Consider the following 23,555-nt stretch of genomic DNA (forward strand, 5'->3'; position numbering starts at 1 on the left):
GGGTGTCTGAGGGGGCGGCCTGTGGGTCGTCGTCCCGGTGCCACCCCGACGAAGACCCCTGTGGGGTTGTGGTCGGGCTCGTGGTGTGCGGTTTGATTTGTGGATAGTGTGCGCGAGCATCTTGTATCTGCGGTGGCCAAGCAAGAGTGGCATACGGTGGATGCCTTGGCACCAGGCGCCGATGAAGGACGTGGGAGGCCGCGATAGTCCACGGGGAGCCGTCAACCGGGCGTTGATCCGTGGGTGTCCGAATGGGGGAACCCAGCCCGAGTTGTGTCGGGTTGCCGCCGTCTGAATGTATAGGGCGGTCGGTGGTGACGCGGGGAAGTGAAACATCTCAGTACCCGCAGGAAGAGAAGACAACAGTGATTCCCTCAGTAGTGGTGAGCGAACGGGGATGATGGCTAAACCGTGCGCGTGGGATAGGCGGCAGTCGTTGCGTGTGCGGGGTTGTGGGGTATGTCTGTTCCGGGTCTGCCGATCCGGTCCGTGGTGGTGTGTGTCAGCCGAAGCCGTTGGGAAGCGGCGCCGGAGCGGGTGAGAGTCCTGTAGGCGAAGGCGCATGGCATCGTGGTGGGCGTGGCCCCGAGTAGCGCGGAGCTCGAGGAATTCCGTGTGAATCCGGCAGGACCACCTGTCAAGCCTGAATACGTCCTGGTGACCGATAGTGGACGAGTACCGTGAGGGAAAGGTGAAAAGTGCCCCGGTGAGGGGTTGTGAAATAGTACCTGAAACCGTGTGCTGTCAAGCCGTCAGAGCTTCGCTTGAGTGCGGGGTGATGGCGTGCCTTTTGAAGAATGAGCCTGCGAGTCATGGTGTGTGGCGAGGTTAACCCGTGTGGGGTAGCCGTAGCGAAAGCGAGTCTGAACAGGGCGGTGGAGTCGCATGCTGTGGACCCGAAGCGGAGTGATCTACCCATGGCCAGGGTGAAGCGGAGGTAAGACTTCGTGGAGGCCCGAACCCACCAGGGTTGAAAACCTGGGGGATGAGCTGTGGGTAGGGGTGAAAGGCCAATCAAACTCCGTGATAGCTGGTTCTCCCCGAAATGCATTTAGGTGCAGCGTCGTGTGGTGCTCCCCGGAGGTAGAGCTACTGTTTGGCCGATGGGCCCGACCAGGTTACTGAGGTCAGATAAACTCCGAATGCCGGTGGAGTGAGCGCGGCAGTGAGACTGCGGGGGATAAGCTCCGTGGTCGAGAGGGAAACAGCCCAGACCTCCGGCTAAGGCCCCTAAGGGTGCGCTAAGTGGGAAAGGTTGTGGAGTTGCTGAGACAACCAGGAGGTTGGCTTAGAAGCAGCCATCCTTGAAAGAGTGCGTAATAGCTCACTGGTCAAGTGATTCTGCGCCGATAATGTAGCGGGGCTGAAGTGCGCCGCCGAAGCCGTGGGGCCGGCACGTTGGTGTCGGTTGGTAGGGGAGCGTCGTGCGTTCGGTGAAGCCGCCGGGTGACCGTGTGGTGGAGGGCGTGCGAGTGAGAATGCAGGCATGAGTAGCGATACCGGAGTGGGAAACTCCGGCGCCGATTGACTAAGGGTTCCTGGGGCAGGTTGATCCGCCCAGGGTGAGTCTGGACCTAAGGCGAGGCCGACAGGCGTAGTCGATGGATGACGGGTTGATATTCCCGTACCCGTGCGCGTGCGCCCGTGTCGATAGCCCTGATGCTGACCATGCATGCCCGTCTTCGTGCCTTCGGGTGCGGGGGTGGTGGTGTGCCTGGGACCCGAGGGGTGTGTAGGCAAGTGATGGGGTGACGCAGTGGGGTAGCTCTACCCGGCGGTGGTTGTCCGGGGGTAAGCGTGTAGCCCGGGGTGGTGGTAAATCCCTGCCCTGTTACAGGGGTGAGGCGTGATGCCGAGCCGTTTCGGCGAAGTGAGTGATCCCGTGCTGTCGAGAAAAGCCTCTAGCGAGTGCGTGTGCGGCCAGTACCCGAAACCGACGCAGGTGGTCAGGTAGAGTATACCGAGGCGTTCGGGTGATCCGTGGTTAAGGAACTCGGCAAATTGTCCCCGTAACTTTGGGAGAAGGGGAGCCCTGTCCGGTGATCAGGTTTTCCCTGTGAGCGGGGCGGGGTCGCAGATACCAGGGGAAAGCGACTGTTTATTAAAAACACAGGTCCGTGCGAAGTCGTAAGACGCTGTATACGGACTGACGCCTGCCCGGTGCTGGAACGTTAAGAGGACCGGTTAGCGCTTGTGCGTGAGGCTGGGAATCTAAGCGCCAGTAAACGGCGGTGGTAACTATAACCATCCTAAGGTAGCGAAATTCCTTGTCGGGTAAGTTCCGACCTGCACGAATGGCGTAACGACTTTCCCGCTGTCTCAACCGCGGGCCCGGTGAAATTGCAGTACGAGTAAAGATGCTCGTTTCGCGCAGCAGGACGGAAAGACCCCGGGACCTTCACTATAGCTTGACATTGGTGTTTGGGATGGTTTGTGTAGGATAGGTGGGAGCCGGTGAAGCCGCCACGCCAGTGGTGGTGGAGGCGTTGGTGAAATACCACTCTGGCTGTTTCGGGCATCTAACCTCGGGCCGTGATCCGGTCTGGGGACAGTGTCTGGTGGGTAGTTTAACTGGGGCGGTTGCCTCCTAAAGGGTAACGGAGGCGCCCAAAGGTTCCCTCGGCCTGGTTGGCAATCAGGTGGTGAGTGTAAGTGCACAAGGGAGCTTGACTGTGAGACGGACGTGTCGAGCAGGTGCGAAAGCAGGGACTAGTGATCCGGCGCCGGCGTGTGGAAGCGGCGTCGCTCAACGGCTAAAAGGTACCCCGGGGATAACAGGCTGATCTTCCCCAAGAGTCCGTATCGACGGGATGGTTTGGCACCTCGATGTCGGCTCGTCGCATCCTGGGGCTGGAGTTGGTCCCAAGGGTTGGGCTGTTCGCCCATTAAAGCGGCACGCGAGCTGGGTTTAGAACGTCGTGAGACAGTTCGGTCCCTATCCGCTGCGCGCGTTGGAGACTTGTGAAGGGCTGTCCCTAGTACGAGAGGACCGGGACGGACGAACCGCTGGTGTGCCAGTTGTTCCGCCAGGGGCATGGCTGGTTGGCTACGTTCGGGAGAGATAACCGCTGAAAGCATCTAAGTGGGAAGCTTGCTTCGAGATGAGGTCTCCTGCCCTGTGGTGGGGGTAAGGCCGCCAGGTGATGACTGGGTTGATAGGCCGGGTGTGGAAGCCTTGTGAGGGGTGGAGCTGACCGGTACTAATAGGCCGAGGGCTTGTCCGCCGTGGATGCTGGGTGCTCGCGCATGCTATGTTTTCTCCTGTCGGCCTGGTGTGTGGGGTCGGTGGGGGTTCCGCAGGTTTCGCCTGTGCGCCTGCCGTTGTTGGCGGGTGTGTGGGTGGTGGGTTTTGCGGTGGTGATAGTGGGAGGGTCACACCCGGTCTCATTCCGAACCCGGTCGTTAAGTCTCTTTGCGCCGATGGTACTGCCTCCATGGTGGGGGTGGGAGAGTAGGTTGCCGCCGCATTTCTTTGTAGAAGGGGGCGGGTCGTCGTCGGACGGCTCGTCTCCTTCTTTTTTTGTGTCCGGGGGTGTTGCGGGGAGTGGTGGGGGTGTCGCTGTTCGTGGTGGCGGGTGGTGTGCCGCGTTGTCGGACGGTTCCCGCCGCCACCGGCCCTCCTGTGGCGGATCGGGGGAGTCGGGCGCATATTCGTCGGTGGAACCGGCGGCCGGATGCACTTTCAATGCCGAGGTGCTGTATCGTAATCGGCATCTGACCGAAAGTGAGTACCGGAGGTCGGTCCCGGCGCTCTCTCCCGGGAGCTCCTGCAGGCGTTCCCGGCGGTCGTGTCCGGTCCGATCACGAATACCTATCCGCGACCAGGGCTCCGGTGCAGTGCCGGGGCGGTCAAGAAGGGAACCGGGTGCTTGTTCAGGCGCCGATGCGCGGTGTTATCTGGGAACTGAGGGGCGGCGGGCGCCGCTCCTTCGGGCCGCGGAGTCGCACGGAATCCTCCGCGACGCCGGTCGGCGGCGGGCCGTCGGCCTCGGCCGCCTCCCGCGTCGACGTGCAGGACAGATGAGCTCTGTGGCCTGCCGCCCGGGCGCGGCGGACCGGAACCGCTTCCGTCCCGGCGGACGTCCTCGCTTCCGAGGTGCTCAGCCGCCGGCGGGCGGCGGTAGGAACCGTCTGCGGTCCTCTCCCGGCGGTGAGCGATCGGGCCATTCCGGCCGCCGCATGCGGGTAGAGTGAAAGACCTGGGATGAACCACGCGCTGCTACTCCTGAGTGGCAGCGCTTTTGACTGTTTACGGACGGAAGCATGACTGACGAAAGCCGCGGGAGCCGGAACGGTTCGGGAGCACACGACTCTGGGGGCGGCCACCGTTCCGGCGGCCCGAGCGGCGGCCGGGGCGGAGGCGGAGGTGGCCCCCGCTCCGGGGCCGGACGCGGCGGCGGTCGTTCGGGAGGCTTCCGCGGCTCCGGGCAGGGCGGAGGCGGGCGCGGCTCTTCCGACCGGAGCGGCGGCCAGTCCGGCCAAGGCGGCGGCCGGGGCCACGGTGACGATCGCGGGGGCCGGCCGGGGGACCGCCGGACCGGCGGACGTCCCGACCGCGACCGCCGCGACGACCGGAGCCGGGCCCAGCGGGGGCCGAGCGGCGGTCACGGCCGCGACGGTTCGGGCTCGAAGGAGGGCGACACCCGAGAGGCCGCCCCCCGCCTTCCGGACGACGTCGCCTTCAGCGAACTCCCCTCCGAAGTCCGCAACGAGCTGACCGGCCTGCCCAAGTCCCTCGCCGACGTCGTCGGCAGGCACATGGCGATGGCCGCCCGCCTGCTTGAGGACGAACCCGAGCGGGCCTATGAACACGCCTCCTTCGCCCGCCGCAAGGCCTCTCGGCTGGGGATCGTGCGGGAGGCCGCCGGGATCGCCGCCTACTCGGTCGGCAAGTGGCAGGAAGCCCTGTCGGATCTGCGGGCAGCGCGCCGGATGACCGGGCAGGACCATTACCTCGCGATGATCGCCGACTGCGAGCGCGGCCTGGGGCGCCCGGAGCGGGCGCTGGAGATCGCGCGCGACCCGGCGGCCGAGAAGCTGGAGGCCGAGGACCGCATCGAGCTGCGCATCGTGGCGGCCGGGGCACGGCGCGACCTGGAGCAGCCGGAAGCGGCCGTCGTGGAGCTGCAGATCCCCGAACTCAAGGAGCGGCGCGCCCGCCCGTGGGTCGCGCGCCTCTTCTACGCCTACGCCGACGCTCTGGTCGCCGCCGGCCGCAAGAAGGAGGCGCGCGAATACTTCGCACGCGCCTCCTCGGTCGACCGCGAAGGTCTGACCGACGCCGACGAGCGCATGGCGGAGCTGGAGGGCGTCGAGATCGTCGACATCGGCGACGACGTCGTCTGGACCGATGCCGAGGACCCCGAGGCCGACGACGGGGACCCCGAGGACGGCGACACCGAGCGCTGACACCGCGCGCCGGCGCCCGCTCGCGGCGAGGCGCCGGGCGGGAAAAGCGGCTGCGTCTGCACGGACCGATGGATCTGACCGACGACATCACACGACTGGTCTGCGGCGTCCTCGGCCCCGACACCCTCGGCGTCTACCTGCACGGATCCGCGGTGTCGGGCGGGCTGAAACCGGCAAGCGACCTCGACGTCCTCGTCGTCTCCCGGAGAAGCATGGACGACGGCCGGCGGCGCCTGCTCCTCGACGGGCTGCTCGCGCGATCGGGCTTGTCCGGCGGAGCACGCCCGGTCGAGCTCACCGTCGTCGTGCAGTTCCGGATCCGCCCGTGGCGGTTCCCGCCCACCGGCGACTTCCTGTACGGCGAGTGGATGCGCGACGAACTCACCGCGGGCGGTCCGCCCCGGCCCGCCACTATGCCGGATCTGGCGCTGGTCATCACGATGGCGCTGGCCGGGGACCGCCCGCTCGCCGGCCCGCCGCCCGCCCGGATACTCGCCCCCGTGCCGCACGAGGACGTGGTGCGCGCGAGCGTCGCGAGCCTTCCCGAACTGCTCGCCGAGGCCGGCACCGATACCCGCAACGTGGTGCTGACCCTCGCCCGCATCTGGACCACTCTCGCCACCGGCGAGATCATGACCAAGGACGCCGCCGCCGAATGGGCTCTCGCCCGCCTGCCGGAGCAGCACCGGCCCGTGCTGTCCCATGCCCGGGACCTGTATCTGCACCGGCGGTATGCCGAGGAGGTCTGGAGTGAGGAGCTGAAGGCCGACGCGCAGCCGCACCTCGAGGCGGTGCTCGCCGAGATCGACAGGCTGGCCCACCGCTGAGTGCACCGGCGCCCCGAGGCGCCGGCGGGGAGGTTCAGCCCGTCCGGTCGTCCAGGGCCGTGTCGACGTCGTGCACCATCCGGATGCGGTGGTTGTGCGTGTCGGCGATGTACAGGTCGCCGCCCGGACTGACGGCGAGCCCGCCGGGGGAGTCGAGGTCGGCCTCGTCGGCGGGGCCGCCGTCGCCGGTGAAGCCGCGGGACCCGGTGCCGGCCACGACGGTCGGCTCCCGGCTGCCCGGAGCGTAGGCCATGACCAGGTTTCGGGCGGTGTCAGTCGCGAACAGCCTGCCGGTGCGGGGATTCACGGCGATCGCCTGCGGATCCTCCGGGAGGCGCGGGTTCCAATCGGCGGTGACGGTGTTCTTGTAGGAATCCACCTTGCGCAGCCCGGCGGAGCCGTCGACGAAGAAGACCGAGCCTTCGCCGTCCACATCCAGTCGGCCGAGGTCGCCGATTCCCGTATCGGCGGGGGTGGTGGCCCCGGAACGGCCCGGTGCGCCGTTTCCGGCGACCACCCGCACGTACTCGGAGTCGGGGCGTCCGGAGGAGCGGGCCTCGTGCGGACCGACCGCCACCACGCGATCGTTGCCGCTGTCGCCGATGTAGAGGGTCCCGTCGGGGCCCACCGCTACGTCTTTGGGCCACCACAGCCCGTCCAGCTCTCCCGTCTCGTGCTCGGACAGCTGCACAGCCGATCCGTCCGCGCGGCCCGCCGTGAGCTCGATCGTGCACTCGTGCGGATCGATGGCGACCACCTGGTTCTGCAGTGTCGAGGCGGCGTAGAGCGTGTCGCCGTAGGAGCTGACGGCCAGGCCGGCGATGTCGGGAAGCGCGGCGGCCGTGGCGCATTCCGCGCGCGCCCAGTCCGTCGCGCCGCCGCCGGCGACCGTGTTGACGGTGCCGCTATCGGGGTTGACGCTGCGGATCCGGTTGTTGTCGGTGTCGGCGATGTAGAGGGTGCCGTCTGCGGCGAAGGCCAAGGCGCCGGGCGCGTTCAGCCGCGCTTGGTTGGCGTCGCCCGCGTCGCCTCCGTATCCGCCCTCCAGCCACCCGGGCTCGCCCGTTCCGACGACGGTTTCGATGGTGCCCGGCATTTCCGCCTGAGGCGGCGTGCCGCAGGACGGCACGAGCGTGAGTGCAGCGAGCGCCAGTGCACCGGCCCGGAGCAGCGCGAACGTGTGCGCCGCGCCGGTCCCGCAGCCGAAGCGGGCGGCCAGCGGGCCGAGAGGCATCCGACGTCCTTCGAGGGGAGGGCTCGACGAGGGGGACGACGATCACGGTACCCGCATGCGGTCCGGTCATGCCTGCGTTCGTCCCCGCCCGCCCCGCGGACGCGGCTCGGGAGCCCCCGCCGCCGGCGGCTCCGCAACCGTCTCAGCTCCTGCGCGCCGCGGCCTCGCCGGGCACCCCGTGCCGGTGGTAGTGGGTGCTGCGCCACCCCAGGACGCCGGCCGACAGTACCGTCGCCGCCAGCGACGCGATCAGCACCCCGCCCTTGGCGTTGTCCAGTATCGCCCCACCGTCCGGATAGGCCAGTTCGGTGATCAGCAGGGACACCGTGAATCCGATTCCCGCCAGGACCGACATACCGGCGATGTCCCACCAGCTCAGCGTCGGATTGAGTTCGGCGCGGGTCACCTTGGTGGTGATCCAGGCGCCGCCGAGGATGCCGATGAGCTTGCCGGCGACCAGGCCGAAGAAGACGCCCAGCGCGACGGTGTCGGTGACCATCTCCGCGAAGCCGCCGAAGGCCACCCCCGCCGACATGAGCGCGAAGATCGGCAGGGCCACCCCCATCGCCCAGGGACGCAGCATGTGCTCGGCCCGGTGCAGCGGCGACTCGTGCTCGCCCTGGGCCTCCGTGCTGCGCATCAGCATGCCCATCGCCACGCCGGCGATGGTCGCGTGCACGCCGCTCTCGTGCATCAGCGCCCAGATCACGAAGGCCAGCGGAACGTAGACCACCCAGTTGGGGACGGGGGAGCGGTCGAGGGCGGCGGCCGGGCCCCGGCCCTGCTGCAGGAAACCGAAGATCGCCAGCAGCGCCAGCGCGGCGATCAGCGCGCCGAACTTCAGGTCGTCGGTGTAGAAGACGGCGATCACGAGGATCGCCCCGAGGTCGTCGACGATGGCCAGCGTAAGCAGGAACGTGCGCAGTGCCGGCGGCAGGTGGCGGCCGACGATCGCCAGGATGGCCAGCGCGAACGCGATATCGGTGGCCATCGGGATGCCCCAGCCGGACAGGCCGTCGGGCCGGGCCGTGTTGAACAGGACGAAAACCAGGGCCGGTGCGATCATGCCTCCGGCGGCGGCAACGATGGGCAGCATGGCCCGCCGCGGATTGCGCAGCTCACCGTGGGCGAACTCCTGCTTGAGTTCGGCGCCGATGATGAAGAAGAACAGCGCGAGGATGCCGTCGGCGGCCCAGTGCTCGATGTCGAGGTCCAGGTGCAGCGGCTCGGACGGGCCGACGGTGAAGCTGCGCACCGCCTCGTACAGGCCCGACCACGGGGAGTTGGCCCACACGAGCGCCACGACGGCCGCGGCGATCAGCAGGAACCCCCCGACCGAATCCTTGCGAAGAGCGTCGGCGAGTCCGTTCGAACCCGTCTTGGTCGCCATGGTCGTAACTCCCGAGTCGTCCGTACGCGTTGCTGCACATCGCCGACCAGACTTCCCGGCACACCATGCGTGTCATCCCGACCGCCCGGACAACCCTGCACTATGGCACGGGATCTGTCCAAGTCCTCCCAGCTCACACGAGTTCGCGAAAACTCGGCCACGCAGGAGGTTCCTGAATTCTAGGAGAGTACGATTACACCGCTTGCACCCGGGGTCGGTTCCCGCGGCCGCCGAGCTCCCGGGCGTGTCGTCCGGTGCGCCCTGCCGCCGCCGCGCTCGGCCCCGTTTCCCCGATCGGCGAGGTGGCCGAACCCATGACACCGCGACCGCCGCTGAACGGCGCCGCCGTGCACGTGGGCCGCCTGCCGTGGCGCCACGACTCCGTGGTGTGCCTGCTGTTTCGCGGCGAACGGCCGGTCCTGGTGCGCCACCGCAGCCGCGGCTGGGAGTTCCCCGGCGGCCATGCCGAACCCGGCGAAGGCATCGAGGAGACGGCGCGCCGCGAAGCCCGAGAGGAAGCCGGCGCCGATCTCGGCGAGGTCCACGTCGACGGGTACTACGTCCTCGCCGGCGGCCACACCACGGTCGTCACCCACGCTCAACTGGCGGCGCGCCGACCGCTCGACGGCGCGTTCGAGACCGAGGACGTCGCCGAGTTCGACGTGCTGCCCGCCGACTCCGAGCTGTCGTGGGACGACGGCGTCTACGCCCACCTGCTGCGCGTGCTGGGGCTGCCCGGCGCGCCGTGAACCCCGCCGGGCCGTTCAGTCCCGCCGGGACTGTGCGGGGTCTGCGGCTGCGCGCTGGTCCTCGGCGACGCGGTCCAACCAGTGGGTGATTCCGGCGACGTTGCTGTGCACCCCGCTGAGGACGTCCATGACCTCGGCCGATTCGGCCGAGACCGAGTCGGGGTTGGGGCGGTAGCGGGTCAGTACCCGCTCCCGGACCATGGCCACGGCGTGGTCGAGGTCGGGGGAGTCGGCGCGCGCGTCGCGCACCGTCTCCACCCACGTCCGCAGTTCCTCCTCGGCGCTGTGCAGCGTTTCGCCGACCGTCTCGACCGCGCCGAAGTGCGAGAACATCAGCCGCCGCGCTCCGATTTCGCCGAACAGCCGCAGGGACGCGATCGCCGCGTCCGGATCGAAGTCGGGCGGCGGCGTCGCGGGCCGGACGTCGCCGGTCGCGGGGTTGTAGACACCCAGGGCGTCGCCGACGTAGAGGTCGCCGGTGGCGGAGTCCACCAGGCCGACGTGGTGCTTGGCGTGACCGGGCGTGTAGTGGCTGACGAGGCGGCGTCCGGCGCCCAGGTCGACTTCGCCGCTGTCGGCGACCGAGCGGATGCGGGCGGCGTCGGTGGGGCGCAGGTCGCCGAAGAGGACGTCGAGCCGGTCGCCCCACACGGCGCGGGCGCTGCGCATGAGGCGCGACGGATCGGCGAGGTGGCGGGCGCCGCGCTCGTGGACGACGATCTCGGCGTCGGGGAACATCGTCGCGATGTCGCCGACGCCGCCGGCGTGGTCGAGGTGGATGTGGGTGACGACGACGGTGGCCAAGTCGCTGGGGCCGATGCCCAGTGCCTGGAGCGCGTCCCGCAGCACCGGCGCGGACCCGGCGGTGCCCACTTCGATCACGCAGGGCCGCTCGGTGCGGATGAGGTAGCTGGAGGTGATTCCGGGATAACCCGCCATCCGGGTGTCGATGGCGAAGATGTCGTCGCCCAGTGCGGTGATGCCGCTGGGCAGCGCGTCGGGGTCCACGTCGTCGTGCACCTGGCGCCTCCTTTTCCCTTGTGATTCCGTTGTGAACGGGCGGCCCGGCGGGGCCGGCGCGGAGTCCCCGGCGTGGGGCGGCGGATGCGGCGGCGCGGGAGCGCCGCCTGCGCCGCGGCCGGGAGGCCGGTGCCGAATCTAGTCCACCGGCGCGCCGCCGTGGCGGGGCGGGGCGGGTGCGCCGCCGTCCGCGCGTTCCTCCGCCGCCGGCTGCGGCGTGTGCGGCGCGACGTGTCCACAAGCCGGGAATCGGGCTTTCGGCCGGGGGTGTGCGGACCGGACCCTGGAAACGCCCGGCCGGACCGCCCCGGCGGTCCGGCAGCCGCCACTGGGGCCCTTCGGCCCGACCCGCAGGGAGGAACCATGCCCGACACGACCGCGTCCCCGACCACCGCTCCGGCGACGGCTCCCGCCACCGGCACCGACCGCCGCCCCGTCGGTGGCAACGAGCGCGCGCCCGGACACCGCAACGAGGTCGTCGTCGCCGGACGCATCACCGGCGAGCCCGCCGTCCGCGAGCTCGCCAGCGGCGACCGCCTCACCACTTGGCGGATCTCGATCTCCCGCACCCCCGCCGAGCAGCGTCCCAACCAGTACGTCGACCCGATCACGTGCGTCAGTTTCCAGAAGGCCGTGGAAGAACGCACCCGTGCGTGGCGGATCGGCGACGTCGTCCAGGTCAGCGGCATGCTGCGCAGGCGCTTCTGGAGGTCGCCGAAGGGCTCGGGCAGTGTCGTGGAGATCGAGGCGCGCACCGTCCAGCGCGTCAGCGCCGCCTCCGGCTCCGATCCGGCCGGTTCCCGGAGCTGACGGACCGCCTTCCCGCGCCGCCGGGCACCCGGCGGCGTGGGAAGGCCGGTGCACGCGTGCGGTCGGCCCGCCACCCGGAGCCCGGCGCGGTGGTCAGGTTTCGGTCGGCAGACCCAACTCGGCGAGGGCTCCGTCACAGGCGCCGTCGGGCACGGGGCCGCCGGGGTGGGCGGCCCACGCGCACGCGCACAGGGCGCGCAGGCCGTCCAGGCGCTCGCCCCGTCCCGACAGCCGCACCCGGCCGGCGCGCAGCTCGGCGGTCCACCCGCCGCACTCCGCGACGCCGGACTCCGTGCGGACGCCGGGGTGGGGACGGTTGATCCCGGACAGGTCCCAGGCGAGGAAGGAGGGCCGGTGCTCGGGCGCTGCGACCGCGGCCCGGGCGGGGTTCGTGACGCCGGAGAACACGAGCAGACTGGCGGCTCCGCGAACCGTGGCGCTCTCGACGTCGGTGTCGAGCCGGTCGCCCACCACCAGCGGCGCGGCGGCGCCGGTCCGCAGCACGCCCTCCTCGTGCAGGGGGCGCATGGGTTTGCCCGCCACGACCGGCTCCGTTCCGGTGGCGTGGGCGATCACCCGTGCGGCCGCGCCGTTGCCCGGCTGCACGCCGAAGTCCAGGGGAGCCGTCGCGTCGTTGTTGGCGGAAACGAACAGCGCGCCGTCGGCCACCGCGAGCGCCCCCTGCACCATGAGGTCGTAACTCAGCCGAGGGGAATAGCCCTGGACCACGGCAGCAGGGCGCTCCGCGGCCGTGGACACCGGCCGCAGCCCGCGCCGCCGCAGCGCCAGCCGCAGCCCTGTATCCCCCACCACCAGCACGGCCGAGCCGGCCGGGAAACGCTCCGCCAACAGCCGCGCGGCGGCCTCCGCAGCGGTCACCACGTCCTCCGGCGCCGCGGCGATCCCCATCGATGTGAGCCGCTCGGCGGCCCGAGCGGGGGTGCGCGCCGCGTTGTTGGTCACGAACGCCACGCGCATGCCCGAAGCCCGCGCCTTGCCGACGGCCTCGGGCGCGGCGGGCACCGGGGCGGAGCCGACGTAGACGACGCCGTCGAGGTCGAGCAGCGCCGCGTCGTAGCGCTCGTTCAGCGGGCCTTCGGCGCTGAGTAGGGGCATGCCGTCAGTCATCGGTCTCCTGGTCCTGGTGCGGGCCGCCCGGTGCGCGCGCCGGTCAGGCTCGCCGGTCCGTTCCGGGCGGGAGGCTGTGCAGGGATGGTCGGCGGTGCCGCCGCGGGCGGCGCCGGGATGCCCGAAGGGCCTTCCCGCTCCGCCGCGTGCGCCGTAGCCGGACGGCGGGACACCGCCCAGCCTAGTGCTGCGCCGGAAGCGTCCACCCCGCCCGGTCCGCTCACCCTGCCAACCGGGCGCCGAGCGTCTCGGCGCCGCGCAGGACGAGGCCGGTACGCGGCTTGGGGCCGAAGGACGTCGTCTTGCGCGGCGTCAGCTCGCCGCCGGCGGCGAGCGCGTAGACGTCGTCGACCGGGACGGGATCCAGCAGCACCGCCGTATCGCGGCCGGGGCGGGCCGCGGCCACCGCCGCGCCGGCGTCGTCGTGCACGAGGTCGACGTCGGGCTCCTTCACGCCCCACACGTCCAGCAGGTACTCCAGGGCCGCCGTGGGCAGGGCGCGCCAAGCGGAGGAGCGGTGGGGGAACGCCGCCGCCAGCCGGTCCGCGTCCACCCGCAGCAGGAACCTCCCGTATTCGCCGGAGGGATCGGCCAGCACCGGCCCCGGACCGCCCGCATCCGGGGGCCGGTCCGCTCCGGCGGGTATCGGCACCGCCGCGGCCGCTCCGGAGGCCGCCGCAAGGGCCGCTCCGATGTCCACGCCGCGCAGGACCCGGTGGATCGCGCCCAGCCGGGGCGGACAGGAATCGGAATCCACCAGGAGCACGAGTCCGTCGTCCCAGGGCCCGGGCCCGTGGCGGCGCGCCCGGAGGCGCTGATAGGCGGCGTAGCGGTGGTGCCCGTCGGCGATGAGCGCCGTGCGCGCGGCCAGATCCGCGGCGATCTCCCCGTGCAGCGCGGTGTCGGTGACCGCCCACAGCCGGTGGGCGACGCCGTCTCCGGTAACGGTGTCCACGAGAGGCCGCGGCCGGGTGTCGGCCACCGTGGCGGTGATGCGTGCCGCGGCGCCGCCTCCTCCGCGGTAGAGCAGGAAGATCGGTTCCAGGTTGGCCTGGGTGGCGGCCATCAGCCGGGCGCGGTCGAGCACCGGTTCCGGGGCGACGTCCTCGTGCGGGCGCACCACCGGGCTTTCGGGCCGGGGCAGCCGCAGCGCGCCGACGAGGCCGCGTTGGCGCAGCCCGCCGGGCAGGGTCTGCTCGTAGACGTAGATCGCGGGGTGCCGGTCGCGGACCAGGACGCCTCGGGCCAGCCAGGTGCGCAGGGTCTGCGCGGCGGCGCTGTAGCGGTCCGCCGCGGTGGCGGGCGGCCGTTCTCCCGGCCGCGGCCCGGCGGCGACCGGCGGCACCGTCAACCGGACGGCGTTGAGCGGTTCGGCGCGGGCGAGATCCGCGCAGGAGTCGGCGTCGAGCACGTCGTAGGGCGGTGCCAGGGCCCGGGCGATCCGGAACTCGGGGGAGTCGAGCATCCGTCCGGCGTCGGGGTCGGCGTAGCGCAGGCCACGCAGCGGCGCCAACTGGAGGGCGTCTGCGCCCGTGTGTGTGCACACGCTGGAACGATACCCGTCAGCGGCGGCGTTCTCGCTGTCCAGCGCGGGTGCTTACAGCAGTTTGCGCAGCCGCATCAGGTCGCTGAAGTTCGCGTCGATCCTGACCCGGCCGCCGAGCAGCGCCTTGGCGGCGTCGAGCCGGTCTTCGGCGAGTGCGACGAGGTCGTCGCTGGAGACGGTGACGCCCACGTCGGCGCGCTCGCCGGGGTCGTCGGTCCCGCGCTGGGTGACGTCGCGCACCCCGTCTCCGGTCAGGCGCATGTCGAACACGGTGTCGGCGTCGCTCACGGTGACACTGACGGTGCGTTCGACGATGTGCTTGCGCCGGTCGCCCGGGTCGAGTTTCGCGATGCGCTCGGAAACCGTGCCGATCGCCGCCCGGCACTCTTCCACAGTGGCCATGGGCTCCATCATGCCCTACCGGCGGTGCGCCCGGCCCGCCGCTGCGCCGCGGCGCGCGGAAGGCCGCCCGACCCTGCGAAGTGGCGCCCGCGGAGGCCGCGCGCCCGGTAGCGTTTACCGCTGCGGCCCCACCCCGCTGTGCCACCGGCACCACTCCGCTTTCCCGATCTCCGAGTACCGGCAAGGAGCCAATCAACCATGGTCGTCGATGCGGTGCGCGCCTACTTCGAAGCAGTCAACGGCCTCACCGAACTGACCCGCAAACGCGCTGTCGCCGCGGCCAAAGTGATCCTCAAGACGGCGGACGAGCGTTCGGCCGCCCCGTCGGCGGGCGGGGCGCGGCCCGCACCGCCGGAGGGGGAGTCCGGCGACGGCGCCGCGCGCGACGGCGCCGCGCGCGGGGGCTCCGGCGGTTCGGGGATCCAGACGCTGGCGGGGGAGCTGATCGAGGCGTCTGAGGCCAACCGTGCCGCGCTCACCGCACTGGTGGGCAGCGAAGTGGAGCGTGCCCTGGAGCGGATGGAGCTGGTGGGCCGCGCCGACTACGACCGCCTGGCTCGCCGGGTGGCCGAACTGGAGCGCCGCCTGGCCGCCCAGCGGCCGCTGGGCGGCGCGGCGCCGGTGCACGCGGCGGTGGCGCCCGCCGCTGCGGACTCCGCGGAGGACACCGGGGCCGAGCACCGGCCGCCGGCGGGCGCCGGGCCCGCGGCCGACCGCAGCGGGGATCCGCCCGGACCGGCTCCCTCCGCGCGGGTGCCGGCCGCGGACGAGCCGGCCGGACCGGTAGCGGCTACCGGTTCCGCGGCCGAGCCGGAGGAGGGCGTCCGGGACGGCGATCCGGGTGGCGCCAGTGCGGGCGAGGACGGCGCGCAGGCGGGTGCCGCGTCCGCCTCCGCCGAAACCGCGGAGACGGCGCAGGGAGCCGTCGGCGATGCGCCCGCGCAGGAGGACCGGCGCGCCACCGAGCGCTCGGACGCGGCGCAGGATACGGAGCAGGACGCGGAGCAGGACGCGGAGAACGCGCACGCCGCCGGGAATCAGGCGGCGGCGTCCGGGAACGGCCGGCAGCAGCGCTCCGCGAAGGCGAAGTCCGGTTCCGGCCGCTCCGGCGGAACCCCCGCCAAGACCGGTGGCGCGAAGCGTCCGGCCAATCGTGGTAAGAACAGCACGAAGAACGACCGATAGCCACAGCACGAGCGGAATTGCACAATAGGACCGGCGCCGCGGAAGCGGGTCGGCTCCGCGGCGGTAGGCACGGCAATGCGCGCACAGATGAAGGGCGGCGCGGAAGTGACGGACACAACCCCCCTCGGCCACACTCCATCGGCCGGAAACGCCCACGCGGCCACCGAGGACCAGCAGGCGGCGGGAATCGCCGAGCGCACCCTGCAACGGGCCCGCGAACGCCTGGCGGCCCTCGACGACATGCCCACCGCCGACCACGTCGCCGTCTTCGACGAACTGCACCAGGAATTGTCCACCGTCCTCAACGGCCTGGAGAACGACGACGGCCGGCGCGGCGGCTGAATCCCGCAGCGGCGGTGCCGTGCCCGAGCGGCCGCGCCCGCAGCGCGCGGCCGCTCGGGGCGGCCCCGGTCAGTCCGGTGCCGCCCGGGCCATGCGCCGTGCGATGTCGCGGGTGAAGTCCGCCAGTTCCGGGGGGCCTTCCACGGTGTAGGCGACACCGACCATCGCGACGGTGACGGCGATCCATTCCCACGAGTCGGCGGCGGTGACGAAACGGCAGGTGTCGGCGTCGACCGCCTCCAGCGATCCGGCCTCGGCCGTCAGCCGCTCCGAGACCCGTTCCACCGGTGCGGAGAACAGCACGGCTCCGCGGTGCCGGCTGATGGGGAAGCGCGTGCTGTCCTGCACGAAGCTGACGGGATCGGCGCTGGGGAGCTCCCGGGGGGCGAACGTGGTGGGCTGTGCGTCCAGTCCGGACATGCGGTCCAACCGGAAGGTGCGCCAGTCACGGCGGTCGCGGTCCCAGCCCAGCAGGTACCAGCGCCGCCCCAGCAGCACCTGCCGGTAGGGCTCGACCCGGCGCGGGCCGCTGCGGTCGGCGCGGTCGGTGTAGGTGAAGCGCACGTGGTTGCGTGCGTGGGCGGCGGTGGCCAGCAGCTCCAGCGTGTGCAGATCGGGGGCGGCGGGGGTGCGGGCGACGGCCTCGGTGGCGGAGGAGACGGCTTCGGCCCGGTGGCGCAGCCGGGACGGCAGCACCTGCTCCAGTTTCGTCAGGGCGTTGCCCGCCGCGTCGGCGGAATCGGCGACCGCGGCCCCCGACGCCAAGCGCAGTCCGACCACGGCGGCCACCGCCTCGGCGTCGGTGAGCAGCAGCGGCGGCATGGCGCGGCCGGCCACCAGCCGGTAGCTGCCGCCGGGCCCGCGCGCGGATTCGACGGGATAGCCCAGGCCGCGCAGCCGGTCGACGTCGCGCCGCAGCGTGCGCGCCGAAGCCCCGAGGCGCTCGGCGAGTTCCGGTCCCGTCCACGTCCGGCCGCTCTGCAGCAGCGACAGCAGCTCCAGCATGCGCCCGCTCGGTCCGTCCACCACATTCCCAGTCTGCACCCGGTTGCGGCCGGAATCCGACCTCAACCGCTTCTACCGTCGCCGCATGGCTCACGACCGCATCCGCATCTCCGGCGCCCGCGAGCACAACCTCGCCGACATCGCCGTGGAGATCCCCAAAGACCGGCTGACCGTGGTCACCGGCGTGTCCGGCTCGGGCAAGTCGTCGCTGGTCTTCGACACGATCGCCGCCGAGTCCCAGCGCCAACTCAACGAGACGTTCACCGCATTCGCGCGCAACCGGTTGCCCCGCTACGGAAAGCCCGACGTCGACACGATCGAGAACCTGGCGCCGGCGATCGTCGTCGACCAGAGGCGGCTGCACGGCGGCGCTCGCTCGACGGTGGGCACCGTCACCGACATCTACTCGCTCATGCGGTTGCTGTGGTCGCGCGCCGGGCGGCCCCGGATCGGCCCGTCCAACCTCTTCTCGTTCAACGACCCGCAGGGCATGTGCCCGCGGTGCTCGGGACTGGGCCTGGCCCGCACCGTCGACGTCGACGAGCTGGTCGACCGCCGCCGCTCCCTGAACGGGGGCGCGATCCGATTTCCCACCTTCCAGGTCGGCGGCTGGATGTGGCGCACCTACGCCGATTCGGGACTGTTCGACAACGACAAGCCCTTGGCCGACTACACGCCTGCCGAATGGGAGGCGTTCCTGCACGGCGCCGAGGCCACATTGCACCTGCCCAGCCAGGGCGGACCGGTGCCCACCGGCTACGAAGGGCTGCTGCCCCGGTTCGAGCGCATCTGGCTGCCCAAGGACCCCGCCGCCCTCAAACCCCGGGCCCGCGAGGCCTTCGACCGGGTCGTCACCGAGGCCCGATGTCCCGACTGCGGGGGAGCCCGGCTGTCGGCGGCGGCGCTGTCCAGCCGGGTCGACGGGCGCACCATCGCCGAGGGCGCCGCCATGGAGGCCGAGGAGCTGGCGTCGACGGTGCGGGGCATGGACGCCGGCGACGCCGCGCCCGTGGCCGAGGCGCTCGCCGCCCAGCTGGAGCACATGGTCGGGATCGGGCTGGGCTACATGTCCCTGGAGCGGCCCACGTCGACCCTGTCGGGCGGGGAGTCGCAGCGGGTGAAGACGGTCCGCCATCTCGGCAGCAGCCTCACCGGCATGCTCTACATCTTCGACGAGCCCAGTGTCGGCCTGCACCCCCACGACGTCGCCCGGCTCACACGGCTGCTGTGCCGCCTGCGCGACAAAGGCAACACGGTGGTGGTCGTCGAGCACGATCCCGACGTCGTCGCGGCGGCCGACCACGTCGTCGATATGGGCCCCGGGGCCGGCGATGCGGGAGGGCGGGTGGTCTACGAGGGCGGCGTGGCCGGGTTGGCCGCCGCCCCCACGGCCACCGGCCGCGCGCTGAGCGATCGGCCCGCGCCCAAGGCGGCGCCGCGGAACCCGTCCGGGTGGGCCCCGATCCGCGGTGCCGACCGCCACAACCTGCGCGGCGTGGACGTGGACATCCCCACCGGCGTGCTGACCGCCGTCACCGGGGTGGCCGGATCGGGCAAGAGCACCCTCGTGCACGGGTACCTGCCGCAGGTCTGCTCCGGGACCACCGTGATCGACCAGTGCGGAATCCGGGTGTCGCGGCGCTCCAGTCTGGCCACCTATACGGGGATCCTCGACGTGATCCGCCGGTTGTTCGCCCGGGAGAACGGGGTGAGCGCGTCGCTGTTCACCGCCAACGGAGAGGGCGCCTGCCCGGCGTGCGACGGGCTCGGCGCGGTCTACACCGACTTGGCCTTCATGGATCCGATCGTCAGCACCTGCGAGGTGTGCGGCGGAACGCGGTTCACCGTCGACGCGCTGCGGTACCGCCTCGACGGGCGCACCGTCGCCGAGGTGCTGGACCTCACGGTGCGCCGGGCGCTGGACGCGTTCCCGCAGCCCGGCATCCACGCGGTACTCGCGCGCCTGGACGAGGTGGGGCTGGGCTACCTCGCGCTCGGGCAGACGCTGAACACCCTCTCCGGCGGCGAGCGGCAGCGGCTCAAGCTCGCCGACGAACTCGGCGGCGACGGCGGCGTGTACGTGTTCGACGAGCCCACGACGGGCCTGCACATGTCCGATACCGCCGACCTCGTCGCGCTGCTCGACCGGCTGGTCGACGGCGGAGCGACGGTCGTGGTCATCGAGCACGACCTCGACGTGGTCAGCCGGGCTGACTGGATCGTCGATCTCGGTCCCGGGCCGGGCCGCCACGGCGGAGCGGTGGTCTTCCAGGGCACGCCCGCCGACCTGCTCGCCGGTTCCGATTCCGCGACCGCGCGCCACCTGCGCCGGGCGGTGCCCGCAGCGCAGCCGGCGTAGCGCCGGCGGCGCGGCCGCCCGCCCCGGTATCTCGTATGCTTTGGCCTACCGCCGCCGCAGCCCGCGGCGACGCAGGCCCCGGCCGAGCAGAGCAGGGTGGGCGCGCCGCCGCAGCGGCCCCGCCCGGCCGGTGCGGGGCGGTTTCCCAGATCACCGAGAGACGGGTGCAGACGATCCCCATGGTCAGGCGCAGCCGATTGGACGCCGAACTGGTCCGCCGCGGGCACGCGCGTTCGCGCGGCCACGCCGGCGAACTGATCGACGGCGGGCACGTGCTGGTGGGCGGTGTGCCGGCGGGAAAGGCGGCTACGCAGGTGGGCCTGGACCAGGCGATCGTGGTGCGGACCCCCGCGGACGAGCCGGCCTACGTGTCCCGCGGTGCGCACAAGCTGGCGGGGGCGCTGGACGCGTTCGGGATCGGGGCCTCCGGCCGGCGCTGCCTGGACGCCGGCGCCTCCACCGGCGGGTTCACCGACGTGCTGCTGCGGCGCGGCGCGGCCGCGGTCGTGGCCGTCGACGTGGGCTACGGGCAGCTGGCGTGGCCGCTGCGCAGCGACGACCGGGTCACGGTCCTGGAGCGGACCAACGTGCGCGAGCTGGATCCGGAGCAGGTGGGTGCGCCGATGCCCGGCCTGGTGGTGGGCGACCTGTCGTTCATCTCGCTGGGACTGGTGCTGGAGCCGCTGGTGCGCTGCGCCGATGCGGGGGCCGATTTCACGCTGATGGTCAAGCCGCAGTTCGAAGTGGGCAAGGACCGGGTGGGCGCCGGAGGCGTCGTGCGCGAGCCGCACCTGCGCGCCGAAGCGGTGCGGTCGGTCGCCGGCCGCGCCCGCGACCTGGGTCTGGGTACGGCGGGGGTGGCGGCGAGTCCGCTGCCCGGTCCGTCGGGCAACGTCGAGTACTTCCTGTGGCTGCGCGCGGACGCGCCCCCGCTGGAGGAGGATCGCCTGCAGAGCGCGGTCGACGAGGGCCCGCGGTAGCCCGGGAGCGGGCACCCCGATCGCGGCCGCGCGCGGCGCGCACCCGCGGCGCCCGGGTGCCGGAGGCCCGTGTCGAGCGGGACGCAACGTCCCTACCGCCGAGTGGACGGCGCCCGTTCCCGGTTGCCGCCACCCGCGATGCCCGGATGTGGATAACGTCGTTGTGGGACACGCTCTCGTGTGACGGGTAGCGTGACTCGGCCGGTGTGCGCCGGTGCCGCGGGTTCCGCACCGCCGATCGCGCCGTGGCACGCCTGCGCCGCCGGCAGTCAGCGCGGTGTTGCCAGGCGAAGTTGAGGAGACCCGATGACCAGCTCCGGACCGGACGGACGCAGCGTGCTGCTGCTGGCCCACACCGGCCGTCCTGCGGCCACGCGCAGCGCCCAGCTGGTTCACCGCAGCCTGACCGACGCGGGGCTGACCGTGCGGATGCTGGCTTCGGAGGTCGACGAGCTGAAACTCGCCGGCTGCGACCTCGACCCGGTCGAGGCCGTGGGCGGCGTCGACGCCGCCGAAGGGGTCGAGCTGGTGATGGTCCTGGGCGGCGACGGCACCCTGTTGCGCGCCGCCGAGATCGCCCGCCCCGCCGGAGCCCCGCTGCTGGGGGTCAATCTCGGCCACGTGGGCTTCCTCGCCGAAGCCGAGCGCGAAGACCTCGGCGCCACGGTGCGCAGCGTCGTCGACCGCGACTACGAGGTCGAGGAGCGGATGACCCTCGACATCGCGGTCTACAACGGCGGCCGCAACGCCACCGCGCCGCCGGTGCGCACATGGGCGCTCAACGAGGCCACGCTGGAGAAGGCCAACGCCCGGCGGATGCTGGACATGGTTCTGGAGATCGACGGCCGTCCGCTGTCCCGGTGGGGGTGTGACGGCGTGGTCTGCGCCACCCCTACCGGTTCGACCGCCCACGCCTTCTCCGCCGGCGGCCCCATCGTCTGGCCGGAGGTCGAGGCGCTCGTGCTGGTGCCGATCAGCGCCCACGCGCTGTTCGCCCGTCCGATAGTGGTCTCTCCCGACGCCACCGTGGCCTGCGAGATCGTTCCAGCGACCACGGCAGGCGTGCTCTGGTGCGATGGACGCCGTATGGTCGAATTGCCCGCGGGGGCGCGAATCGAGGTGACCCGCGCAGATCTTCCGGTGCGCCTCGCGCGCCTGCAGCGGGCGCCGTTCACCGACCGGCTGGTGGCCAAGTTCGCCTTGCCGGTCGCGGGCTGGCGCGGGCGCTCGGAGCCCGACGCCTAGCCGAACGCGTGGACGGGGCGCCTCGCCCGAGAGCGTCCGCACCGCAAGCACGTCAATGGTGAGCAGGAGAGGATTCGGTGCTCGAAGAAGTCGGCATCCGGGGTCTCGGCGTCATCGACGACGCCGTCCTGGAGCTGTCGCCCGGTCTCACCGTCGTCACCGGTGAGACCGGCGCTGGAAAGACCATGGTGGTGACCGGGCTGGGGCTGCTCTTCGGCGGCCGTGCCGACCCGCAGCGGGTCCGCCCCGGCTCCGACCGCGCAACAGTCGAGGGCCGCCTGACCGTGCCCACCGAGGGCCGCGTGGCCGACCGCGTCGCCGAGGCCGGCGGCGAGCTGGACGACGACGTCCTCATCCTGAACCGCAGCGTCTCGGCGGAAGGGCGCTCCCGGGCGACCCTGGGCGGCAAGTCGACTCCGGTGAGCGTGCTGTCCCACCTCGCCGACGATCTCATCGCGGTGCACGGCCAGTCCGACCAGCACCGGCTGCTGCGCCCCGACCGCCAGCGCGCCGCCCTCGACCGCTACGCGGGCGAGCCGTTCGCCCGTGCGCTGCGTTCCTACACCTCGGCGTACCGCCGGCACCGCGAGGTCGCCGCGTCCCTGGACGAGCTGGTCACCCAGGCGCGCGAGCGCACCCAGGAAGCCGACATGCTGCGCTTCGGCGTCGAGGAGATCGCCGCTGCGGAACCCGTCTCCGGCGAGGACGCCGAGCTGCTGGCCGAGGAGACGCGCCTGGCCCACGCCGACTCCCTGCGGATGGCGGCCACGACCGCCCACGAGGCGCTCACCGGCGACCCCGCCGCCGAGATCCAGGCCGACGTCGTGGGGCTGCTGGCCGCCGCGCGCCAGTCCCTCACCGCGGTGCGCGAGCACGACGGCGCACTCGCCGCGGTCTCCGACCGCCTGGACGAAGCCAGCTACGTGATCAGCGACGCCGCTACGGAGTTGGCTTCCTACGCCGAATCGGTCGAGGCCGATCCGGCCCGCCTGGCCGCGGTCCAGGAGCGCCGCGCACTGCTCACCCAGCTTTCCCGCAAGTACGGCGAAACCACCGACGACGTGCTGGCCTGGTCGGAGAACGCCGCCAAGCGCCTGGCCGAGCTCGACGGCGACGACGAGCGCATCGAGGAGCTGCGCTCCGAGGAGTCCGAGCTCCGCGAGCAACTGGCCGGACTCGCCGACGAACTGACCGGGCTGCGCAGCCGTGCCGCCGAAGAGTTCGGATCCGCGGTCACCGACGAGCTCACCGCGCTGGCCATGCCCCACGCCCGGGTCGACGTCAAGATCACGACCGGCGAGGAGTTCGGTCCGCACGGCCGCGACGACGTGGAGGTGCTGCTGGCCCCCCACCCCAGCGCTCCGCCGCTGCCGCTGAACAAGGGCGCCTCGGGCGGCGAGCTGTCCCGTGTCATGCTCGCCATCGAGGTGGTCTTCGCGGGCGCCGACCCGGTGCCCACCTTCATCTTCGACGAGGTCGACGCGGGCGTCGGCGGCAAGGCCGCGGTCGAGATCGGGCGCCGCCTGGCCCGGCTGGCCCGCAGCTCCCAGGTCGTCGTGGTCACCCACCTGCCGCAGGTCGCCGCGTTCGCCGACGCCCACCTGGTGGTGGAGAAGTCCAGCGAGGGAACCGTCACCGAGAGCGGCGTCACCCGCCTCGACCGGGACGGGCGCACCCGCGAGCTGTCGCGGATGCTGGCCGGTCTGGAGGATTCCGAACTCGGTCGCGCCCACGCCGAGGAGCTGCTCACGATCGCCTCCGCAGACCGGGGCGCCTGATATGTAGTGCTTTCACGGAGTGCCGGAGCCTGCGCTCCGGCGGGGCGCCCGCCGGGGAGGGTCCGGAACCCCGGGGCCCGCCGGTCGCCGTGTGCGACCGGAGCGACACGCCGAGTGTCCGGCAGGCTCGCATTCCCGGCCACGCC

Annotated in this window: 17 protein-coding genes and 2 rRNA genes; 12 read left to right on the forward strand and 7 right to left on the reverse strand. The window is 71.9% G+C overall.

The window, feature by feature from the left end; genetic code table 11:
- Positions 1-133: 133 nt before the first annotated feature.
- From HNR25_RS21550 to HNR25_RS21565, 4 genes are all read left to right on the forward strand, one after another.
- A 23S ribosomal RNA gene (locus tag HNR25_RS21550) occupies positions 134-3,225 on the forward strand.
- A 125-nt stretch (positions 3,226-3,350) separates the two neighbouring features.
- A 5S ribosomal RNA gene (rrf, locus tag HNR25_RS21555) occupies positions 3,351-3,468 on the forward strand.
- Between the two features lie 795 nt (positions 3,469-4,263).
- Positions 4,264-5,409, forward strand: a complete 1,146-nt coding sequence (locus tag HNR25_RS21560; RefSeq protein WP_184638145.1) for a tetratricopeptide repeat protein — start codon at positions 4,264-4,266, stop codon at positions 5,407-5,409.
- Between the two features lie 68 nt (positions 5,410-5,477).
- Positions 5,478-6,236 carry an aminoglycoside adenylyltransferase family protein gene (locus HNR25_RS21565; protein ID WP_184638147.1) on the forward strand — a complete coding sequence of 253 codons (759 nt, stop codon included), beginning with the start codon at positions 5,478-5,480 and terminating at the stop codon, positions 6,234-6,236.
- 34 nt (positions 6,237-6,270) lie between these two features.
- Here HNR25_RS21565 and HNR25_RS21570 read toward each other — a convergent pair whose 3' ends face one another.
- Positions 6,271-7,470 (reverse strand): NHL domain-containing protein, encoded by a 1,200-nt coding sequence (locus HNR25_RS21570; RefSeq protein ID WP_184638148.1) that lies wholly within the window; start codon positions 7,468-7,470, stop codon positions 6,271-6,273.
- Positions 7,471-7,612: 142 nt separating this feature from the next.
- A complete protein-coding gene (gene nhaA, locus HNR25_RS21575; protein ID WP_184638150.1) occupies positions 7,613-8,860 on the reverse strand; it encodes a Na+/H+ antiporter NhaA in 1,248 nt (415 codons plus the stop codon).
- Positions 8,861-9,174: 314 nt separating this feature from the next.
- Between nhaA and HNR25_RS21580 the strand changes: the two genes are divergently transcribed.
- Positions 9,175-9,609: an NUDIX domain-containing protein gene (locus HNR25_RS21580; RefSeq protein WP_184638152.1), complete on the forward strand. Its 435-nt coding sequence runs from the start codon at positions 9,175-9,177 to the stop codon at positions 9,607-9,609.
- A gap of 15 nt (positions 9,610-9,624) precedes the next feature.
- Here the strand turns inward: HNR25_RS21580 and HNR25_RS21585 are convergent, their stop codons facing one another.
- Entirely contained in the window at positions 9,625-10,629 is a 1,005-nt protein-coding gene (locus tag HNR25_RS21585) for an MBL fold metallo-hydrolase (RefSeq protein ID WP_312862673.1), read from the reverse strand.
- Between the two features lie 363 nt (positions 10,630-10,992).
- Here HNR25_RS21585 and HNR25_RS21590 point away from each other — a divergent pair, with 363 nt between their 5' ends.
- Positions 10,993-11,439 carry a single-stranded DNA-binding protein gene (locus tag HNR25_RS21590; protein ID WP_184638154.1) on the forward strand — a complete coding sequence of 149 codons (447 nt, stop codon included), beginning with the start codon at positions 10,993-10,995 and terminating at the stop codon, positions 11,437-11,439.
- 93 nt (positions 11,440-11,532) lie between these two features.
- On the opposite strand, the gene HNR25_RS21595 is transcribed toward HNR25_RS21590, so the two are convergent.
- The 3 genes from HNR25_RS21595 to HNR25_RS21605 form a co-directional block, all read right to left on the reverse strand.
- Positions 11,533-12,555: an HAD-IIA family hydrolase gene (locus tag HNR25_RS21595; RefSeq protein ID WP_184639665.1), complete on the reverse strand. Its 1,023-nt coding sequence runs from the start codon at positions 12,553-12,555 to the stop codon at positions 11,533-11,535.
- 232 nt (positions 12,556-12,787) lie between these two features.
- The gene (locus HNR25_RS21600) at positions 12,788-14,113 is read right to left on the reverse strand and encodes a DUF1015 domain-containing protein (protein WP_184638155.1); all 1,326 of its coding nucleotides are present in this window, start codon (positions 14,111-14,113) and stop codon (positions 12,788-12,790) included.
- 51 nt (positions 14,114-14,164) lie between these two features.
- Complete coding sequence (locus tag HNR25_RS21605) at positions 14,165-14,515, reverse strand: SCP2 sterol-binding domain-containing protein (protein ID WP_184638157.1); 351 nt, start codon at positions 14,513-14,515, stop codon at positions 14,165-14,167.
- A 198-nt stretch (positions 14,516-14,713) separates the two neighbouring features.
- Between HNR25_RS21605 and HNR25_RS21610 the strand changes: the two genes are divergently transcribed.
- Positions 14,714-15,700 (forward strand): hypothetical protein, encoded by a 987-nt coding sequence (locus HNR25_RS21610; protein WP_184638159.1) that lies wholly within the window; start codon positions 14,714-14,716, stop codon positions 15,698-15,700.
- A gap of 105 nt (positions 15,701-15,805) precedes the next feature.
- Positions 15,806-16,042, forward strand: coding sequence for a hypothetical protein (locus tag HNR25_RS21615; protein WP_184639753.1), 237 nt, complete (start codon positions 15,806-15,808; stop codon positions 16,040-16,042).
- 69 nt (positions 16,043-16,111) lie between these two features.
- Here HNR25_RS21615 and HNR25_RS21620 read toward each other — a convergent pair whose 3' ends face one another.
- Positions 16,112-17,071 carry a helix-turn-helix transcriptional regulator gene (locus tag HNR25_RS21620; RefSeq protein ID WP_312862674.1) on the reverse strand — a complete coding sequence of 320 codons (960 nt, stop codon included), beginning with the start codon at positions 17,069-17,071 and terminating at the stop codon, positions 16,112-16,114.
- Positions 17,072-17,132: 61 nt separating this feature from the next.
- On the opposite strand from HNR25_RS21620, the gene HNR25_RS21625 reads away from it, so the two are divergent.
- The 4 genes from HNR25_RS21625 (at position 17,133) to recN (ending at position 23,409) form a co-directional block, all read left to right on the forward strand.
- Positions 17,133-19,406 (forward strand): ATP-binding cassette domain-containing protein, encoded by a 2,274-nt coding sequence (locus tag HNR25_RS21625; RefSeq protein ID WP_184638161.1) that lies wholly within the window; start codon positions 17,133-17,135, stop codon positions 19,404-19,406.
- 179 nt (positions 19,407-19,585) lie between these two features.
- On the forward strand, positions 19,586-20,386 hold the full coding sequence (locus HNR25_RS21630; protein WP_184639670.1) for a TlyA family RNA methyltransferase: 801 nt from the start codon (positions 19,586-19,588) through the stop codon (positions 20,384-20,386).
- A 306-nt stretch (positions 20,387-20,692) separates the two neighbouring features.
- Complete coding sequence (locus HNR25_RS21635; protein WP_184638163.1) at positions 20,693-21,631, forward strand: NAD kinase; 939 nt, start codon at positions 20,693-20,695, stop codon at positions 21,629-21,631.
- 77 nt (positions 21,632-21,708) lie between these two features.
- On the forward strand, positions 21,709-23,409 hold the full coding sequence (recN, locus tag HNR25_RS21640; protein WP_184638166.1) for a DNA repair protein RecN: 1,701 nt from the start codon (positions 21,709-21,711) through the stop codon (positions 23,407-23,409).
- The last annotated feature ends 146 nt before the right edge of the window (positions 23,410-23,555 follow it).

Origin of the sequence: Streptomonospora salina (assembly GCF_014204715.1) — a bacterium.
GTDB classification, from domain to species: domain Bacteria; phylum Actinomycetota; class Actinomycetes; order Streptosporangiales; family Streptosporangiaceae; genus Streptomonospora; species Streptomonospora salina.

Bases quoted from the DNA above. Each gene is read 5' to 3' on its own strand.
- HNR25_RS21595 (WP_184639665.1), bottom strand. From the start codon at position 12,555: ATGCCCCTACTCAGCGCCGAAGGCCCGCTGAACGAGCGCTACGACGCG.
- HNR25_RS21630 (WP_184639670.1), top strand. From the start codon at position 19,586: ATGGTCAGGCGCAGCCGATTGGACGCCGAACTGGTCCGCCGCGGGCAC.
- HNR25_RS21565 (WP_184638147.1), top strand. From the start codon at position 5,478: ATGGATCTGACCGACGACATCACACGACTGGTCTGCGGCGTCCTCGGC.
- nhaA (WP_184638150.1), bottom strand. From the start codon at position 8,860: ATGGCGACCAAGACGGGTTCGAACGGACTCGCCGACGCTCTTCGCAAG.
- HNR25_RS21560 (WP_184638145.1), top strand. From the start codon at position 4,264: ATGACTGACGAAAGCCGCGGGAGCCGGAACGGTTCGGGAGCACACGAC.
- HNR25_RS21605 (WP_184638157.1), bottom strand. From the start codon at position 14,515: ATGGCCACTGTGGAAGAGTGCCGGGCGGCGATCGGCACGGTTTCCGAG.
- HNR25_RS21580 (WP_184638152.1), top strand. From the start codon at position 9,175: ATGACACCGCGACCGCCGCTGAACGGCGCCGCCGTGCACGTGGGCCGC.
- HNR25_RS21610 (WP_184638159.1), top strand. From the start codon at position 14,714: ATGGTCGTCGATGCGGTGCGCGCCTACTTCGAAGCAGTCAACGGCCTC.
- HNR25_RS21590 (WP_184638154.1), top strand. From the start codon at position 10,993: ATGCCCGACACGACCGCGTCCCCGACCACCGCTCCGGCGACGGCTCCC.
- HNR25_RS21625 (WP_184638161.1), top strand. From the start codon at position 17,133: ATGGCTCACGACCGCATCCGCATCTCCGGCGCCCGCGAGCACAACCTC.
- HNR25_RS21570 (WP_184638148.1), bottom strand. From the start codon at position 7,470: ATGCCTCTCGGCCCGCTGGCCGCCCGCTTCGGCTGCGGGACCGGCGCG.
- HNR25_RS21635 (WP_184638163.1), top strand. From the start codon at position 20,693: ATGACCAGCTCCGGACCGGACGGACGCAGCGTGCTGCTGCTGGCCCAC.